This window comes from Pseudoalteromonas sp. 20-92 (genome assembly GCF_030847595.1).
Lineage (GTDB): Bacteria > Pseudomonadota > Gammaproteobacteria > Enterobacterales > Alteromonadaceae > Pseudoalteromonas > Pseudoalteromonas fuliginea.
This window is the reverse complement of the sequence record NZ_JANJGQ010000017.1, coordinates 81,905-99,922: the sequence shown is the minus strand read 5'-3', so window position 1 is coordinate 99,922 and position 18,018 is coordinate 81,905. Positions and strand designations below refer to the sequence as shown.

General features: G+C 40.8%; 18 protein-coding genes. 11 read left to right on the top strand and 7 right to left on the bottom strand.

Annotated elements, in window-relative coordinates:
• Positions 1-144 precede the first annotated feature (144 nt).
• The 4 genes from NRL14_RS14480 to NRL14_RS14465 all read right to left on the bottom strand — a co-directional run bounded on the left by NRL14_RS14480 (position 145) and on the right by NRL14_RS14465 (position 3,030).
• Positions 145-528, bottom strand: coding sequence for a DUF6678 family protein (locus NRL14_RS14480; protein WP_306724973.1), 384 nt, complete (start codon positions 526-528; stop codon positions 145-147).
• 102 nt (positions 529-630) lie between these two features.
• Positions 631-1,548 carry a hypothetical protein gene (locus NRL14_RS14475; RefSeq protein WP_306724972.1) on the bottom strand — a complete coding sequence of 306 codons (918 nt, stop codon included), beginning with the start codon at positions 1,546-1,548 and terminating at the stop codon, positions 631-633.
• 374 nt (positions 1,549-1,922) lie between these two features.
• Positions 1,923-2,174 (bottom strand): Rho-binding antiterminator, encoded by a 252-nt coding sequence (locus tag NRL14_RS14470; protein ID WP_306724971.1) that lies wholly within the window; start codon positions 2,172-2,174, stop codon positions 1,923-1,925.
• Between the two features lie 16 nt (positions 2,175-2,190).
• Positions 2,191-3,030: a DUF417 family protein gene (locus NRL14_RS14465; RefSeq protein ID WP_306724970.1), complete on the bottom strand. Its 840-nt coding sequence runs from the start codon at positions 3,028-3,030 to the stop codon at positions 2,191-2,193.
• Between the two features lie 284 nt (positions 3,031-3,314).
• On the opposite strand from NRL14_RS14465, the gene NRL14_RS14460 reads away from it, so the two are divergent.
• Both NRL14_RS14460 and NRL14_RS14455 read left to right on the top strand, forming a co-directional pair.
• On the top strand, positions 3,315-4,781 hold the full coding sequence (locus NRL14_RS14460) for a DASS family sodium-coupled anion symporter (protein ID WP_306724969.1): 1,467 nt from the start codon (positions 3,315-3,317) through the stop codon (positions 4,779-4,781).
• 97 nt (positions 4,782-4,878) lie between these two features.
• Complete coding sequence (locus tag NRL14_RS14455) at positions 4,879-5,313, top strand: N-acetyltransferase (protein WP_306724968.1); 435 nt, start codon at positions 4,879-4,881, stop codon at positions 5,311-5,313.
• 2 nt (positions 5,314-5,315) lie between these two features.
• Here the strand turns inward: NRL14_RS14455 and NRL14_RS14450 are convergent, their stop codons facing one another.
• Positions 5,316-5,951: a trimeric intracellular cation channel family protein gene (locus tag NRL14_RS14450; protein WP_007378411.1), complete on the bottom strand. Its 636-nt coding sequence runs from the start codon at positions 5,949-5,951 to the stop codon at positions 5,316-5,318.
• Positions 5,952-6,266: 315 nt separating this feature from the next.
• Between NRL14_RS14450 and NRL14_RS14445 the strand changes: the two genes are divergently transcribed.
• On the top strand, positions 6,267-7,475 hold the full coding sequence (locus NRL14_RS14445; protein WP_306724967.1) for a hypothetical protein: 1,209 nt from the start codon (positions 6,267-6,269) through the stop codon (positions 7,473-7,475).
• Between the two features lie 284 nt (positions 7,476-7,759).
• Here NRL14_RS14445 and NRL14_RS14440 read toward each other — a convergent pair whose 3' ends face one another.
• Both NRL14_RS14440 and NRL14_RS14435 read right to left on the bottom strand, forming a co-directional pair.
• Positions 7,760-8,356, bottom strand: a complete 597-nt coding sequence (locus NRL14_RS14440) for an RDD family protein (RefSeq protein ID WP_306724966.1) — start codon at positions 8,354-8,356, stop codon at positions 7,760-7,762.
• A gap of 43 nt (positions 8,357-8,399) precedes the next feature.
• Positions 8,400-8,642 carry an ATP-binding cassette domain-containing protein gene (locus tag NRL14_RS14435; protein WP_306724965.1) on the bottom strand — a complete coding sequence of 81 codons (243 nt, stop codon included), beginning with the start codon at positions 8,640-8,642 and terminating at the stop codon, positions 8,400-8,402.
• Positions 8,643-8,867: 225 nt separating this feature from the next.
• On the opposite strand from NRL14_RS14435, the gene xdhA reads away from it, so the two are divergent.
• From xdhA to puuE, 8 genes are read left to right on the top strand one after another with little or no spacing between them, the layout of a single operon-like run.
• Positions 8,868-10,367, top strand: coding sequence for a xanthine dehydrogenase small subunit (xdhA, locus tag NRL14_RS14430; protein ID WP_306724964.1), 1,500 nt, complete (start codon positions 8,868-8,870; stop codon positions 10,365-10,367).
• A complete protein-coding gene (gene xdhB, locus NRL14_RS14425; RefSeq protein WP_306724963.1) occupies positions 10,354-12,693 on the top strand; it encodes a xanthine dehydrogenase molybdopterin binding subunit in 2,340 nt (779 codons plus the stop codon). Before xdhA ends, xdhB begins: the two co-directional genes overlap by 14 nt.
• A complete protein-coding gene (gene xdhC / locus NRL14_RS14420) occupies positions 12,686-13,576 on the top strand; it encodes a xanthine dehydrogenase accessory protein XdhC (protein WP_007378417.1) in 891 nt (296 codons plus the stop codon). The genes xdhB and xdhC overlap by 8 nt, the downstream gene beginning before the upstream one ends.
• Positions 13,573-14,073, top strand: coding sequence for a 2-oxo-4-hydroxy-4-carboxy-5-ureidoimidazoline decarboxylase (uraD, locus tag NRL14_RS14415; RefSeq protein WP_007378418.1), 501 nt, complete (start codon positions 13,573-13,575; stop codon positions 14,071-14,073). Before xdhC ends, uraD begins: the two co-directional genes overlap by 4 nt.
• Positions 14,070-14,420, top strand: a complete 351-nt coding sequence (gene uraH / locus NRL14_RS14410; protein ID WP_007378419.1) for a hydroxyisourate hydrolase — start codon at positions 14,070-14,072, stop codon at positions 14,418-14,420. Before uraD ends, uraH begins: the two co-directional genes overlap by 4 nt.
• Before the next feature lie 2 nt (positions 14,421-14,422).
• Positions 14,423-15,787 (top strand): guanine deaminase, encoded by a 1,365-nt coding sequence (guaD, locus tag NRL14_RS14405; protein WP_306724962.1) that lies wholly within the window; start codon positions 14,423-14,425, stop codon positions 15,785-15,787.
• A 5-nt stretch (positions 15,788-15,792) separates the two neighbouring features.
• Positions 15,793-17,004, top strand: a complete 1,212-nt coding sequence (locus NRL14_RS14400) for a urate hydroxylase PuuD (RefSeq protein WP_306724961.1) — start codon at positions 15,793-15,795, stop codon at positions 17,002-17,004.
• Between the two features lies 1 nt (position 17,005).
• Positions 17,006-17,938 carry an allantoinase PuuE gene (gene puuE, locus NRL14_RS14395; protein WP_306724960.1) on the top strand — a complete coding sequence of 311 codons (933 nt, stop codon included), beginning with the start codon at positions 17,006-17,008 and terminating at the stop codon, positions 17,936-17,938.
• Positions 17,939-18,018 lie beyond the last annotated feature (80 nt).

The following is an 18,018-nucleotide window of genomic DNA, read 5'->3' as shown; positions in this document are numbered from 1 at the left end:
AGGCAATGACTACTTAGCGTCACAAGGTTTAGTGTCATTGAGAGATATTTGGATCAATATTCATTACGGGAGATGAAGCGCCCATTGCGGACCCGCATGATGGGTGGTGTGGGGGCTGGAGGTTAGAGACCTCCGGCTACCCGATTAGGTATACTTTTCACCAAAGCTCTCGTAACACTTTGGAAAGTAACCCCAAATCCTGATTGTTGATTCAGTTTTTTCGAATTCAAATCCAATACTACTCACTATAGATAAGACATTATCGGTTAATTCAATATCAATCCATTCAACGCAAAGTAGTGGGAACGGTAAATGATAATACCATTCGCTATCCCAACCTGATATGTAGTCATTAACTACCTTAGTTCGGTAGCAAGGTGGATTGGGTAGTTCTCGCATTTCCGAGATGAGTTCATTCCATTTTGTGTTGTTGGCAGCACCAACTAATTGCTTTTCAGCAATAATCCTTTTAGCTTGCTTCACGTCCTTTTCATCGGACACTGCATCAGCCATTGGTAGAAGACTCATGTGTATACCTAACGCTTGCCTAACCAGCGCAAAATAGCAGGCTAAAATTAGCGACGAAGGAGCGCAAGCCTGCTGTTTTGCGTCCTTTGGTTTAGGCACTTGTTAAATTTCTTTTTTAGGAAGGTACTTTTCATATTTTTCTGGAAGTAACCCATACTGCCCCCATGCATCCAAGAAGCTTTTAGGGGTATCCACACCCTCCCACCCTATGTCTGAATGGAACAGTATATATCGTCCAATTTTCGAAGAATCAATGTTCTTTCTTTCATCAAATTTGGGATAAGTATATAACTTAAACTCTTCGAAGTTAGGGGTTTCGACGTAAATGATATTGCGATATGTCAATCTTCTATAGTTTGAAATTTTTGCAAAAAATAACCGAGGTAACTTATCAAAGCCATCAACAACTATGCTTGCAGGATTAAGAGCATCCCTCAGAATTCTCAAGTTTTTTGATTCAGGTAGAATATATGCTCGATGAACATTTTTATCGAAGTCCCTACAAAGCGCACCAATATTCTTTATTTTACTAGGCAGCTTAAACTCTTCTCCATTGTGTCGACCTATTGCAACATCAGTTTCAGGACCATTTTCATCTTCGACAGGCGTACGTTCATATTCCTTTAGCTTGTCGTCTTCATCTGAGATTACTGGTGGATCAAGCTGCCAGCTAGAGACAATAACTAACTCTTCATTTTCAATCGCTTTTTTTGCTTCTTCTTCATTCTTATACAGTTGCCCCTGCTTCTTTTGAACTTTGAGGCGGCAATTAACATGAGAAAAAGACGGCTTGTGCTTGTAATGGGCAGTTATAGCATTGGTTGTTATATTTTTTAGGTCTGGGGTTCTAGATAACGGAGTTGTACAAACTGGGCAATATACTTTTCCCTTCATTGCTGCTGTAAAATCCTCTGGCAACACTTGTGTAGACTCTGCCTCTAGTTGTTCTTTTGAACCTACCTCATAAAGCCAGCTATTTGAATGTAAAGCAAATGCTATAAGGTGTTTATTCTCTTCCATATATACTCCACAGCTTGCAGAAATTTAACATCTTATTGAACACCACTTCTTATTGAACACCACTTTGGGGGGTTATAACACCCCAAAGCGGCGTATATTACATTGTTCAATAATTCCACTAAGTAACTTCAATGTAAACAAGTAATTAGGCATGTAATGAAAAGCCTTTATTATTTTGCACCAAAACGACTTTTAATAATGTTATTGGACAAAGTAAAATAGCTGTTTATATGAATAGTTCAGTCTGAAGAAAAATTTTGGCTTTGTGCATTTAGCGCGTAATTAGCTAAAGCATTGGTGAGATAAGCGAGCCTTAACATATTAATGATACAGGCTCGTTGAGGTGTTTATAATAAAACGAATGAGTGAGGTGTTTACTTTATATCAAAATTCACGTGGTCAAAGTATGGATTTTGTTCACGCGTTTTAAGTACGCTGATTGTAGTGAGCGCAATGAGTTGCAGTTCGTTATTTACGTTAACAACTATGCATTCGTCTTTATTTGCATTGCGCTTTGTATCAGTGGCTACACCACATACACCATCACCATTTTTTAATACAAGCTCAATATTCAGCCTGTGCATACAGGCAATTTCAATGTAGTCATATTGGTGGCAACTGATCATAAAGCCTCGTTATAAATTACTTAGCTGATTGAAAAAGCATTAAATTAGCAATTACTGCAAGGTTGGCTATATACCAAAGATCTTTAATTACAAACATACCGAGACCATCTAATAAAGTGGCGGCACTAAATGCACCGGTTGCGGTAATTAAGAATGTTTGAGTCATTAAAAATACACTCAAACACGCTAAGCCACTTACAATAATTAGCTTTTTATTATTTAAAAATAGCCCTAAGCCTAATAACACAACAAATAATACATCAAATCCGCCAATCACGTTAGACGCGCCTTGTACGCTAAATACCGTGTATAACCACGACATAAACGGTGAGGTTTCTACTAAACTTACAATGCCTTTTGCTTCAAACTCATAAAACTTCATGCCGCCGATCCACAGTAAAACCATAGCAACCGGTATAAAGTTTAAAAGTACGTGTTGTTTGTCGGTAAGTTTTTCTTTATAAAACAAAAATAAATATAAAGGCACTACAGCAAAGTATTTAATTATGCCCTGCCCGCTACCAATGATTGGAAAGCCGCCAAGTTGCGCCATCCAACGGTTGCTGGCAAATAAGGTAAGTAATGCAACTAAACTTATAATTGCTGCAAGTAAAAGTGCTGGTGTAGGTTTCATTAGTTTAAAACGAGCGAGCACGGTGGCAAACGCTAAAGCAATCATAAATGAGCCACTAATTAAACCTAACGCAGATACAGACATTAGCGAATCAACGCTATAAAAACTAAACGTAGCCGTTAACGTATTAGGATTTGCTCCTAACGCAAAGGATAAGCCAAGTAGCAAAAAGCTACTCCCTAATAAAAAAGTAATCACGTTATTGGTTAGTTTTAAGTTCATTGTATTTCCAAGTATTCGTTAAGACTCATAAAGACCTTACGAACCTATAAAACAATTCAAGCTAACTCTTAAAAATCATAGTTGATTAAGCACACTGTAAGCTCTTATCGGGTAATGTAATCAATCACTTTAGTTTATAGTTTATTTCCTCTTTATTAATAAAATTAAATAAGTCTAATATTCATATGATGTGCGTCATCTTTTTTATTATTAAATGAAGTAGAATAACGTCGCCTTTTCAATAAACAGAATGCATGCATTTCTAAAACTTAGGGACATTTTTAATGAAGGGTACTGATATTCGAGTTACCTCTGGACTGATTTCTATAGCCATTGTTTTACTACTTTGGTTTGCTGTACCGCCTCCGCAAGGTGTTACCGAAAACGCATGGCATTTGCTCGCTTTATTTATTGGTACTGTAGTTGCCATTATTGGTAAAGCAATGCCTATCGGCGCCATTGCTATTTTAGCTATTACTTCTGTTGCGTTAACCGGCGTAACTAATGACAGCCCATCTGGCGCTATTAGAGATGCATTAAGTGGCTTTTCTAATTCATTAATTTGGTTGATTGGTATTGCCATTATTATTTCTCGGGGTTTAGCTAAAACTGGTCTGGGAAATCGTATTGGCTATAATTTTATTTCTCTTTTTGGTAAAAAAACAGTTGGTATTGGCTATGCACTCGCACTTTCTGAACTTGTTATAGCGCCTGTAACGCCAAGTAATACCGCGCGAGGCGGCGCTATTATTCACCCAATAATGAAGTCGATAGCAACAAGTTTTGGCTCGTCTCCTGAGGAAGGTACATCTCGTAAAATTGGGCACTACCTTGCTTTAGTGAGCTACCATATAAACCCTATTACATCAGCTATGTTTATTACAGCAACTGCGCCAAACCCGCTAATTGTAAAGCTGATTGCTGATGCCACCGGTGCAAATATTAGTATCACTTGGGGTACATGGGCGCTGGCAGCGCTTGTTCCTGGTTTGCTATGTATTGCCCTTGTGCCTTTGGTTGTTTATGCCATTTACCCACCTGAAGTTAAAAGTACACCCGACGCTAAAACCTACGCAGAATCTAAATTAACTGAAATGGGCCCAATGAGTTATGGCGAAAAAATAATGGTGGGTGTTTTTGCTATGCTGCTTGTTTTATGGGCCGGCGTACCTGCAATGATTTTAGGAGCTGAGTACGCGGTTAATACTACCGCAGTGGCTTTTTTAGGTTTGTCGGTTTTATTAATGACTGGTGTATTAAGCTGGGACGATGTACTTAAAGAAAAGTCTGCGTGGGATACCGTTGTTTGGTTTTCAGCATTAGTAATGATGGCCACTTTTTTAAATAAACTAGGTTTGGTAACGTGGTTTTCAACACTTGTTGAGAGCAATATTACGCAACTAGGCTTTGACTGGATTGTATCGGCGATTATATTGGTAGCTGTGTATTTTTACGCTCATTACTTTTTTGCCAGTACCACAGCACATATTACTGCTATGTTTGCCGCATTTTACGCCGCAGGTTTAGCGCTTGGCGCTCCGCCTTTATTTTTAGGTTTACTGTTAGCTGGCGCTTCATCACTCATGATGTCGTTAACGCATTACGCAACAGGCACATCACCCATAGTGTTTGGCTCAGGCTATGTATCGTTAAAAGACTGGTGGGTAATGGGCCTTATAATGAGCGTTATTAATTTAAGTGTGTGGGGAATTATTGGCGGGCTTTGGTGGAAAGCACTTGGGTATTGGTAGTATTGCCTTTGTTAGCTTGGCTTGCACATTTAATACTGCGCACTTATTTTGGTTCGTTCTACAAATATAAACATTAAGGCTGTTGCAAGGGAGCACTATGGTTTTTAAATTCATAAAAGCAGCATATTCAGACCGAGACTACTTATTAAGCCTCAGAAAACTAACTATGATTGAACACTTAGAAAATGCCGGGTTATTTTTAACAGATCAACAGCATGTTTTAAGGCTTGATGATCAATATGACTGCTCCCATCTTATAGTTATAAATGAGGTACCAATTGGTACTTTAAAATACCAAACACACGCTCAACACGTTGAAATAATGCAATTACAAATACATCCATTGCACCAAAACAAAGGGTATGGGAAAGCGGTTATTGAACAAGTTATTACAAATGCGCAGTCAAAACCCATTAAACTCACAGTGCTTAAAAACAACCCAGCATTAGGACTTTATAAGCGGCTGGGTTTTACTATAACGGATGAGGATAATTACGAGTACCACATGCAAACGCGGGCTATTCGTAGCTAAAATTAGTCGCTTTGATCTCTGAAGTCTTTTTTTCTGAAAATAGTTAAATGCCAACCCCAATGCAAAGAGCCTAATCTTAAAAAGATAGTCGTGAAAAATGAGCCTAAAATACACCAAATGTAATCTACATTAAGGCTAAATAAAGCAGCATAAACTGCGCCACCCGCTAAACACGCAGAGGCGTAAGGTTCGCTGCGCATAACAGTTGGTACTTCACGGCAAATTACGTCACGTATTAAACCACCAAATATACCTGTAGTGATACCCATGGTAATTGCGACCACCATGCCAGAGCCATTAATGAGTGCTTTTTCTATCCCCATAATATTAAATAGCGCCATACCAACAGCATCTACCAACAAAAAGTAGTAGTTATTAACGCGCGGTAAGTATCGAATAAATACAACCGCAGCTATAACGGCCCCATAGGTCGAATATAAATACTCTGGGGTAGCAATCCAAAATACCGGTTTGTTTAAAAGTATATCTCTGAGGGTGCCGCCCCCTAATGCAGTAACCGTTGCCACCACTACGACACCAAAGCCGCTAATATTTTTCTCATACCCAAGCAACGCGCCTGCAACAGCAAAAAATGCGACACCGAGTAATCCTAGTACCATAAAGTATTCAGCAGTCATCGTAATTCCTTTTTAAAAGTATGAGCAATTAGTTCAACTTACATGCCAAAAATAAAAATGACACTTACAAGCAAGTAAATCAAAAGGTTACGATTTAAAAATAGTATATTAATAAAAAATTTATCGTACCTTATAAAGTAATAAACGAAATTATTATATGTGAGTGTAGTTTTTACACATTTGTTAGAACGATGTTTGACCCGATTTAAACGCTCAATGGTATGCTCACCAAACACCATACTATTTGCTTATTGTTTAAATTTTATTGGTACTTTAAGATTGCGGCCAATTTAACTGATATAGGTACTAACAATAATGGGAAACCTTATTAAATGTTTTTTATTGCTATTTATCACGATGACAAGTGTGCTTGCTTGTGGAAATCAATTAGCAAAAGAAACAACTAATGATGATCAATACAACAGTCATAATGCTAGCTGGTTAGCAGGTTCTTGGGGCGTAACTCAAAGAATTGATGGTGGTTATAAACTAGATAAAACAGTTAATACATCTGATTGGGTTTCAGGTGCAAAAGAAATAGTTAAAAATTTACCATCGACGAGTCATGTTATTACATCATTTACGCACCCTGCCCATGCCTATCTTTTTACTCTGCGAGATAACAACAATCTTGATGTAGCGGCTATTCATCCAGATATGGTGCCTTCTATTGAAAACGAACATATTATTTTTGACGTGATTAAAGAATATCGTCGCGCTGGTAAAAAAGTCATTTTATACTTAAATGCTGCGGGACCTTCGATGATAACCGACACGGATCCTGATAATGAAAGAGCGATTAAAAAGGCGTGGGAAGGCTATTATAATTCGCAATGGAACGGCAACGAGGGCGCCGCTTGGCGTGATTTAGTATTAGGCTATGCTCAGCGATTTAATGGTTTAGTTGATGGTTACTGGTTAGATAATGTAAATAAGTTACCTGGTAAGGTATCAGATTTTGTTGCCATGCTTCGCAGTGTTGACTCAACTCTTGCAATTACTGTAAATAAAACCAAAACATATTTTAAGAATGAAAGTGATGATTTTATTTATGTTAATAGCGATAGCATTGATGACAAAGATGAAAGAGACTATAAAATAATAAAATACGCAGCAACCAATAAATTCGAAGACTTTACCAGTGGTCATATCACGCCATTAGGCCGTGGTGCCCCACCTAACTCTTGGGCTTATGAAGAATATACCATTCCAGATATGGTCAGCGCGCCTTGGGATAATTATAAGGGTAAAAATAGCGTACTAAAACATGCATGGTTTCCTATAAGAGCAAGGTGGAGCGTAGCAAAAACTGAGCTTATATTTGAAATAGAACAAGCTTACCGATTTACGCGAAAAATTACTGATGCAGGCGCTGCAATGACGTGGTCTACAACTCAAAAAAATGGGTATATGAGCATAGATGAAATGGAAATAATGCTAGAAATAGAAAACAGAATAAACAAAAATCAAAGTTATGAAGCTTACGAAAGGCCTAATGGCGCTTCTTTACTTGAAAATAACTAAACGTGCTTATATTTCGAGGTTGAATTTACAGTGATGCTTGGTTTGCAGACTGCGCAGACCCTATGTAGTGATTACGGCTAATTCGTAGGCAATATAAATTAACGACAAAACATCTTGCTCCTATTTATAGGAGCAATTTACGGTTATGTTACCTACATGGATGTAGAGTAACGCAGGAGAGTTACCTGAATCCACTAGTACACCTCGTGTCGTGATTAAACAGCCTCAAAATAGAGCAAATTTAATTCTGAAAGGTCAACGGCCCCTAGATAAAGTCGCCATAATTAATCTACATAACTCACTTTTGTTCCAGCTAAATGATCATGTAAACATCGTTTATCTTTTCCAAGTATAAATAATGGATTAACAAGACCTGCTATAAACTGACCTACCGAAGGTGCAAGTGATAATAGTTGCATAGAAAGCATGCGTTTAAAGTAAATTGTAGTAAAGCTTGCTTGTGTACCATCTAAATTTTCAATACGGATAGACATTAAAGATTTACCAATTGTTTGTCCGCGTTGGTACATAAGGTAACCATGAAGCACTAACGTGCTTAATATGCCATAACCTAGCAAACCTGCAGATAAAGTAAGTGTTGGTTGGCTTAAATTATCAAACCCTACGAGCATGAATACAGGTATAAAACAAACAACACCTAAAACGCCATCAACAATAGCAGCCACTAACCTATCTGAGCGCGTTGCTTTTTCTCCTGCTACTTTTGATACAACATTTACAGATGGGCTCTGCGCTTCTCGCGTTTTAATTAAGTTGTCTATTTCCTTTGCTCGATCTGGGTAGGCTTCGCGATCTATAGCTTTCGCTGATGAGTAAAGCTCATCTAAAGTGTAGGTAGAAAAATCAATTTGAGAGTCCATTTAAATCAAGTCCGCATTTTCATTTAATCGTAATTTAACACAATTAATTTAAGTTATTCAAATGTTTATGTGATTTTAATAACATACCATAACGTGTTGACGTTGTTATAACTCGACCCGCAAGCGTGCTGCTATATCTTGCTAAATCGCGCGTATCAGCAAATTCTTTTATATCCATTATAAAAAACATGTCCCCTTGGTCAGGTTTAATCACACCATAAAGCATTTTCATAAATGTGTTTTTACCAGCACCATTTTCACCTTTGGATCCACATATTAAAAGCATTCACTTTACCGATCTTTATTTTTAAGGCTACGCCGTTATTACCTACACCTCGACAATTTTGCCGCTTCGAATCATTAACTGACCAAGCGGTCAACAATGGCATAGTAACTGCAATAAGCTAACTAAAGATGAAAAAGTATTTTTGTTACCCGTGCGCAAACAACAAGAAAAAACATACGCCAAGCCTTTATGTATCAGGGCTTTATAAAAATTAAGGGGGTCTGTGTGATTCAATTTTTATTAAATAACACGCCAATTGAAGTACAAGAATGTTCGCCAAGTCTCACCATTTTGGACTGGCTACGCACCAAAAAAGGGAAAGTGGGCACCAAAGAAGGGTGTGCAACTGGCGACTGTGGCGCGTGTACAATTTTAGTGGGTGAAGAGCGTATAAATGCAAACGGGCAAGCTAGTTGGCAATACAAAACCATGAACAGCTGTTTATTGTTATTAGGTAATGCGCATGCAAAACATATAGTAACGGTAGAGACTGTGACTACTGGTTTATACCCAAACTTAACCGATTTACACCCCGTGCAACGTGCACTGGTAGAGTGCCATGGTTCGCAATGTGGTTTTTGCACGCCTGGTATAATAATGAGTTTGTTGGCTCTTTATATTAATGAACCAACGTACCCTGGTAAAAAAGCGGTTATTCATGCACTTGGCGGTAACTTATGCCGTTGTACAGGTTATAGCCCTATATTACTTGCAGCCGAAAAAGCCTATAGCTATGAACGTAAAGCTGAACCGTACTCAGCAATGGCCGCTCAATTTAAAGCATCACTTAATACGCAATATGATGACAATATTCCATTTTTAAAAAATGGTCCTCGCAAATTTTACTTACCACAAACGGCCCAGCAACTTGTTGAGCTAAAAGCGCTTTATCCTTATGCACATTTAGTTGCTGGTGGCACCGACTTTGCCATTGAGCTTAGCCAAAACATGCTCTTACCGGATGTAATTATTTCCCTTAGCCAAGTAAAGGAGCTTTGCACCTTGGCAGATAATAACGGTGAGCTACACATTGGTGCAGCACTACCTTATAACCAATTTGTTGAGGTATTTTATAACCATTACCCAGAGTCAAAAGAGCTATTTGAACGCTTAGGATCAAGCCAAGTACGTAACAGCGGCACGCTTGGTGGCAGCATAGGGAATGCCTCTCCTATTGGCGATCCCGCTCCCCTTTTAATCGCTCTTAATGCATCAATGGATTTATTAAGCAGCGCTGGTACGCGCACTATTAAAGTTGCCGACTACTTTATTGATTACAAAAAAACAGTTCTTAAAAGCGATGAAGTAATTAGCAAGTTCACCATCCCAAAGCGCCCAGAGTCACTAAAACTGGCGTGTCATAAAATATCAAAACGCTTTGAAGACGATATATCTACCGTTTGTTTGGTACTTGCTATAGAGCATTCACAAAACATGATTACTCAAGCCCGCTGCGCTATGGGCGGTATGGCTGCTATTCCTAAGCGCGCGCAGCATATTGAGCAAAAGCTGATATCTCAATCATTACAAGTAAGTAGTTTTATAGACGCAGCAACGGCTATTAACGATGACTTTACGCCTATGAGCGATGTAAGAAGCAGTGCGCATTACCGCACCACGGTAAGCAAAAACTTATTACAACGCATTGGTATTGAGTTTTGTGAGCCGCAAGCACGCAACAATAACAACATTGCCATTACGAGGATCTCACATGCGTCACTTTGAAATGGATAAACTAAAAGCCCAAGGTGGTAGCGTTGGACAATCTAAATATCACGAAAGCGCTATTAAACAAGTTTGTGGCAGTGCAAATTTTGCCGACGATAACCCGGAGCCTTACGGTTGCCTGCATGCCTACCCAGTGCTCGCCCCTGTTACAAGCGGCTTTATTAAATCAATAGATACAAGTCACGCACTGGCAGTTGAAGGCGTTAAACGTATTTTAACGGCCGAAGATGTACCGGGTAAATTAGATATTGGCCCGGTATTTCCAGGTGACGTATTACTCACTAGTCATGAAATTCAATACCACGGGCAACCTGTATTAATTGTCGTTGCCGGCAGCTACGCCATAGCACGTCGCGCAGCGCGTTTAGTGGTTATAGAGTGCGAGCAAACCACACCCATACTTGATATTAAAGAAGCCATTAGCAAAGAGCATTGGGTAAGGCCGCCACATTCACTTAACCGTGGTAACAGCGAAAACGCCATTAATAACGCAGCCCACCAGCTTAAAGGCGAAATAAACATAGGCGGGCAAGAACACTTTTATTTAGAAGGTCAAATAGCGCTGGCGCAACCTGATAACGACGGGGGCATTCATGTTCAGTGTTCTACGCAACACCCTACTGAGGTGCAGCACTTAGTCGCTAAAATTTTAAAAAAGCCATTTAATTTTGTAAACGTAGAAACCCGCCGTATGGGCGGTGCTTTTGGCGGCAAAGAAACCCAAGGCGCACCATGGGCATGCCTTGCTGCTCTTGCGGTTTACCACCTTGGCTGCGCAGTAAAAATGCGCCTAGCCCGTAGCGACGATTTTAAATTAACCGGTAAACGCCACCCTTTTTATAATCACTATCATGTTGGTTTTGATGAAAATGGCTTAATAGAAGGTGCCGACATTACCGTAAACGGATTTTGTGGCTACTCCCCCGATTTATCAGATGCAATTGTAGACCGCGCCATGTTTCATGCCGATAACGCCTACTACTACCCAGCCGCCACAATTAAAGGTAATCGCTGTAAAGTGAATACCGTAAGCCATACCGCATTTAGAGGGTTTGGTGGCCCGCAAGGAATGATTATGGGCGAGCTAATAATGGACGATATAGCAGCCAAATTAGGTAAAGATCCGCTTGAGATCAGAAAACTCAATTTATACAAAAAAGGCCGCGACACCACGCCGTACCATCAAACCGTAGAGCAACATATTTTAAAAGATATGATAAACCAGCTTGAGGAGTCGGGTGACTACTGGGCACGTAAAGAGGCTATTAAAGCATTTAACGTATCGTCACCTATTATCAAAAAAGGCCTTGCGATGACGCCGGTTAAATACGGTATTTCGTTTACGGTACAACATTTAAACCAAGCTGGTGCATTAGTACATGTATATAGCGATGGTTCTATACATTTAAACCATGGCGGCACCGAAATGGGCCAAGGACTAAACACCAAAATTGCGCAAATTGTAGCCCATGGCTTTGGGGTCGATTTTAACGCGGTAAGTATTAGTGCTACCCGTACCGACAAGGTGCCAAACACTTCACCAACAGCGGCCTCAAGCGGTACCGACTTAAACGGTATGGCGGCGCTAAATGCAGTAAACACAATAAAAGAGCGCTTAATAAACTTTATTACCGAGCACTTTGAAGTAAACAGCCAAAGTATTACATTTAAAGATAACCTCATTACTTTTAGTAAAGGGGAAATTAGCTTTAGCGAACTTGCAAACCTTGCTTACATGAATCGTATATCGCTTTCATCAACGGGTTATTACGCCACACCAAAAATTCATTACGATAGAGCTAAAGGCGAAGGCCGGCCATTTTTTTACTACGCTCACGGCGTAGCACTGAGTGAAGTAGAAGTAGATACGCTTACGGGCGAAAACACGGTAACCCGCGTTGATATACTGCACGATGTAGGCAGTTCAATTAATCCAGCACTTGATATAGGGCAAATTGAAGGCGCCTTTGTGCAAGGTATGGGCTGGCTAACAACCGAAGACTTACAATGGAATGATAAAGGCCAGCTTGCAAGCTTTGGCCCAGCCAACTACAAAATACCAGCCATTGGCGATACCCCTGCCGAATTTAACGTCAATCTTTATAACTCAGCAAATCCAGAAACCACCGTGTTTAGATCAAAAGCCGTAGGCGAGCCGCCATTTATGTTGGCCTTTAGTGTATGGAGCGCTATTCGTAATGCAATAAGCAGTGTGGCTGATTGCAAATACACCGCCCCACTGGATACACCTGCAACCCCAGAGCGAGTATTGAGTGCAATTGAGCAAACCGCGAGCTGGTTTAAGGAGCATCAACATGACTAATTTAAATGAGTCGTTTCAGGGTTTTCATACACAAAATTGGGCGCAGGCTATAAACGAGCATGAACAAAGCGGCACTAACTATGTAATTGCCACGGTGCTTGGCACCAATGGCTCAACCCCACGCGGCACAGGCTCAAAAATGGTAATAAGCGGCGAGCATATTTACGACACTCTTGGCGGTGGCCACCTTGAATACGTAGTAATAGAAAAAGCCCGCGAACTACTTGCCAAAGGCGAAGCCGCCCAAGTAATTGAGCAATTTAACCTAGGTGCAAATTTAGGCCAGTGCTGCGGCGGAGCTGCCACCGTTATGCTTGAATGCATGCAATGCGAGCGCTTTACCCTCGACATTTATGGCGCAGGCCATGTAGCACAAGCGCTTATTGGTATATTGGCACAGCTGCCTATGCGCATACGTTGGATAGATAGCCGCGCAGATGTATTCCCACAGACTATTCCAAATAACGTAGTAAAAGTGGTTGATGAAGAGCCCACAGAACAAGTAAAGCGTGCACCTAAGTCTAACAACTACTTAATATTGACCCATAACCACCAGCTCGACTTTGCACTCACCCAAGCCATTATTAAACGCGCTGATGCCAATTGGCTGGGCGTTATTGGCTCTGACACTAAAGCAAAACGTTTTAAACAACGCCTAGCACATCGCGATTTTACAGCCGCTCAAATACAACAAATGACCTGCCCTGTTGGGCTTAAAAATATTACGGGCAAATTACCAATGGAAGTGGCTATTTCGATTAGTGGACAGCTAATTGGCCTTTATCAGGCTATGCAAACCCAAGCGCCAAAACGCCAAGGCTTGCAATGGCGCACACTAAAAAATGCCTTAATTAGCACCACGCAGGAGGAAGTAGACGCATGAGCAGTTTACAAATAAATACGCTAAATGATGCACAAGCAAAACAAGCACTTGAGCATTGCTGCGCGGCCCCTAACTGGGTAGCGGGCATGATAAAAGCAATGCCATTTAAAAGTGCTCAACAGCTGTTTGAATGCGCACAAAGCATATGGGATAGCCTTGGCGAGAGCGACTATTTAGCTGCCTTCGAAGGCCACCCGCAAATAGGCGACTTATCAACCCTTAGCAAAAAATACGCTGCTACCGCACAAAAAGCGGGGCATGAGCAATCGGGTATGAGTAAAGCAAACGAAGCCGTACTTACCAAAATGATTGCCCTTAATAAAGAGTACCTGAACAAGTTTGGCTTTATTTTTATTGTGTGCGCCACCGGTAAAACGGCCGAACAAATGCTCGAACTCATAGAGCAGCGCATACACAACACCCGCAGTACAGAGCTAAATATAGCCGCGGGCGAACAAGCCAAAATAACAAAAATAAGATTGGAGTCACTGCTATGAATAAAAGTATGAGCAAAAGCCCTATAACCACCCATATACTTGATACCAGCACCGGAAAGCCAGCAGCAAATGTTGCTGTTAAGCTATTTAAACTTACAAATAACGAATGGGTACAACTAACCCAAGGCAAAACCGATTCCGATGGGCGTATTACTGATTGGCTAAATACAGAAGTAGAATTTGCAACCTATAAGCTAGTATTTGATTTAGATAGCTATTACCAAAACCAACCTACCCCTGCGTTTTACCCAGAGGCGCAAATAACATTTAGATTACAAGATACTAAACATCATCATATCCCATTGTTGCTTAGCCCGTTTGGCTACTCTACATACAGAGGTAGCTAACTATGAGCACACAAAACAATAATGACTTAACAGTAGTTTGTGCCGATATACTCGACTTTGTTGACGACCCTGCCATTTCTGGCGAAAACGCCCATCGTTTTTTTGAAAAGGGCGCATTAGTTATCAAGCACGGCAAGGTAGTTAAACTTGGCTATGAGCAAGACATATTACCTACAATTGATAAATCAGCACGTGTTATCCGCCACGATGGCAAACTCGTTATGCCTGGTATGATTGACACACACATACATTTACCACAAACCGAAATGGTGGGTGCGTACGGCGAGCAACTGCTAAGTTGGTTAACCGAGTATGCGTTTCCGACAGAGAAAAAGTTTACATGTAAGCATTATTCAAAAGAGATCTCTAACCGCTTTTTAGACGAGCTACTGCGCAATGGCACAACCACTGCTCTTGTATTTGGCACTGTGCACCCGCAATCGGTTGATGCGTTTTTTAAAGAATCACAAAAACGCAATTTACGCATGATTGCCGGTAAAGTAATGATGGATCGTAACTGCCCTGACGACTTATCTGATTGCGCGCAAACAAGTTATGACGAATCTAAAGCCCTCATCGAAAAATGGCACAATGTTGATAGGTTAAGCTACGCAGTTACACCACGCTTTGCTCCTACATCAACCCCTGAGCAACTTCAAAAATGTACTCAGTTGCTTGAAGAATACCCAGACACCTACCTGCATACACACTTATCTGAAAACAAAGACGAGTGCGAATGGGTAAAAGGGTTATTTCCAGAGTTTGATGATTACTTAGGCGTGTACGAGCAAGCAAAAATGGTACGTAAACGCTCAGTATTTGCCCATAGTATTCATTTATCTGAGCGCGAGCTTTGCTGCCTTGCAGATAACAATGCGGCAATATCGCACTGCCCTACCTCAAACCTATTTTTAGGATCAGGACTTTTAAATTTAAAAGCCTGTGAAGAGCACGGCATAAACGTAGGCATGGGTACCGATGTAGGCGCAGGAACAAGCTTTTCTATGCTACAAACAGGTAACGAAGCGTACAAAATTCAGCAATTACAAGGTCAAAAGTTTTCAGCATTTAAAGGGTTGTATTTAGCAACACTCGGCGGTGCTAGAGCACTTGATTTAGAAGGGACAATTGGTAATTTTGAAGCCGGTTGTGAAGCCGATTTTATTGTAATGGATTGTTCAGCAACCCCATTTTTAAAATTTAGAATACAGCATGCCAAAACCCTGCATGAAAAACTGTTTGCAATGATGATGTTAGGCGACGACCGCTGCGTTGAGCAAACCTACATTATGGGTAAAAGTGTCTATAAGCGCGATGATAACAATCAATTTTCAGACACCCGCTCACCGGTATTAGAAGAGGCTTAACCGTTATGGAAAACTATTTATTTGAGCTTGCTCATTTAGTACTGCGTTATTTTCATGTTATTGCTGGTATAGCCTGGATTGGCGCTTCATTTTATTTTGCATGGCTTGATAACAACCTACAAACACCACCGCAATGGAAAATAGATAAAGGCATAAAAGGCGATTTATGGGCCGTGCATGGCGGTGGCTTTTACGAAGTGGCTAAGTATCAAAATGGCCCTGAACAAATGCCTCATACCCTGCATTGGTTTAAGTGGGAAGCGTACACAACCTGGATCACCGGTATATTACTATTTAGCTTACTTTATTATGTTGGCGCCGATGTGTATTTAATTGATAACAGCAAAAGTGAGCTAAGTAAATTTGTAGCTATTGGCGCATCACTTGGTTTTATTGGCTTAGGCTATGGTGTTTATCGTTTATTGTGTAAAAGCCCACTGGTCGAAAACGGCAAAGTGTTTATTGCTGTAGTTATTGGTTTATTAGCTCTGTGGACTTTTGGGGTTGATCAATTATTTAGCGACCGCGCTGTGTATATTCATGTAGGTGCACTTATTGGCACGTGTATGGTGGGTAATGTGTATCACATTATTATGCCAGGCCAGCGCTATATGGTGAGTGAAGTAGAAGCGGGTAGAATCCCTGATTCAGCGCCAGGTTTAAAGGCAAAGCTGTGTTCTATACATAATAACTACGCCACGTTACCTGTGGTATTTATTATGCTTAGCAATCACTTTCCTTACACGTATAGCCACAACTTTAGCTGGCTTATTTTAATTGCGCTGTTTGGTATTGGTATGTGGATACGCCATTACTTTAACTTAAAGCATCAAAGCGTTAATAAGCCCTCAGTACTTGTAAGCGGTATTGCAGCCTTTTTTGCTCTTATGCTCGCCATAGCCCCTTGGCCCAGTACACCAACAAATGCAGGCGAAAGCGCGCCTTTACAAGCAAGTATTACCGACGCACAAGCGTGGGATATAATTAGTAAGCACTGTACGCAGTGCCACAGCGAAACACCCACCTCTGAGCTTTTTCAAACAGCGCCGCTAGGCTTTAAGCTCAACTCTATTAGTGATGTAAAAAAAGCCAGCACGCTTATTCATACCCGCGCGGTTATAACCAAAGATATGCCACTGGCCAATATGACCAAAATGACTGACACAGAGCGCGAAACGCTCGGGTCTTGGCTCACAGCACTTAAAAAGGAGCAATAAAATGAGTGAGCAATTTAAACACTACCCGCGCGATTTAATTGGTTATGGACCAGATGTACCTCATGCAAATTGGCCCAATAAAGCACGTATTGCCGTGCAAGTAGTATTAAATTACGAAGAAGGCGGCGAAAACTGCGTGCTGCATGGTGATGCAGCCGCTGAAACGTTTTTATCAGAAATAGTCACTGCCCCGCATGTTGAAGACCGCCATATAAGCATGGAGTCTATTTACGAATATGGCTCACGCGCTGGCGTGTGGAGGCTACTGCGTTTATTTAAAAAATACGATATACCGGTCACCATTTTTGCAGTGGCGATGGCCCTTGAGCGCCACCCCGATGTAGCTAAAGCCTTTGTTGAAGCAGGGCACGAAATTGCAAGCCATGGCCTGCGCTGGATTAATTATCAAAATATAGATAAGCAAACCGAGCGCGAGCATATGCAACAAGCCGTTGACGTCATTAAAAAGCTCACAGGTAAAAAGCCCAAAGGCTGGTATACCGGCCGAACTAGCCCAAATACCGCAGCACTTGTAGTTGAAAATGGTAATTTTTTATATGATGCCGACGATTACAGCGACGACCTACCTTTTTACAGTATTAAAGAAGGTAAGCCACAACTCATTGTGCCCTACACGCTCGATGTAAACGACATGCGCTTTGCTGCCGTGCAGGGCTTTAATGCCGGGGATCAATTTTTTAATTACTTAAAAGATGCATTCGATACACTATACGAGGAAGGCGATCCACAAGGTGAAAACGCCCCAAAAATGATGTCGATAGGTTTGCATTGTCGCCTAATTGGCAGACCAGGAAGAATAAAAGCATTAGCACGGTTTTTAGAATATGCCCGATCGCATGAGCAAGTTTGGTTTGCCACGCGTGAACAAATAGCCGAGCACTGGCTTAAAACCCACCCGTATAAAAAAGCATAGCTGTAATCCATTAAAAATAAATTCTAATTACTTATTACCCTCATCGTAAACATAAAAAAGCCCAGCTTTGCTGGGCTTAA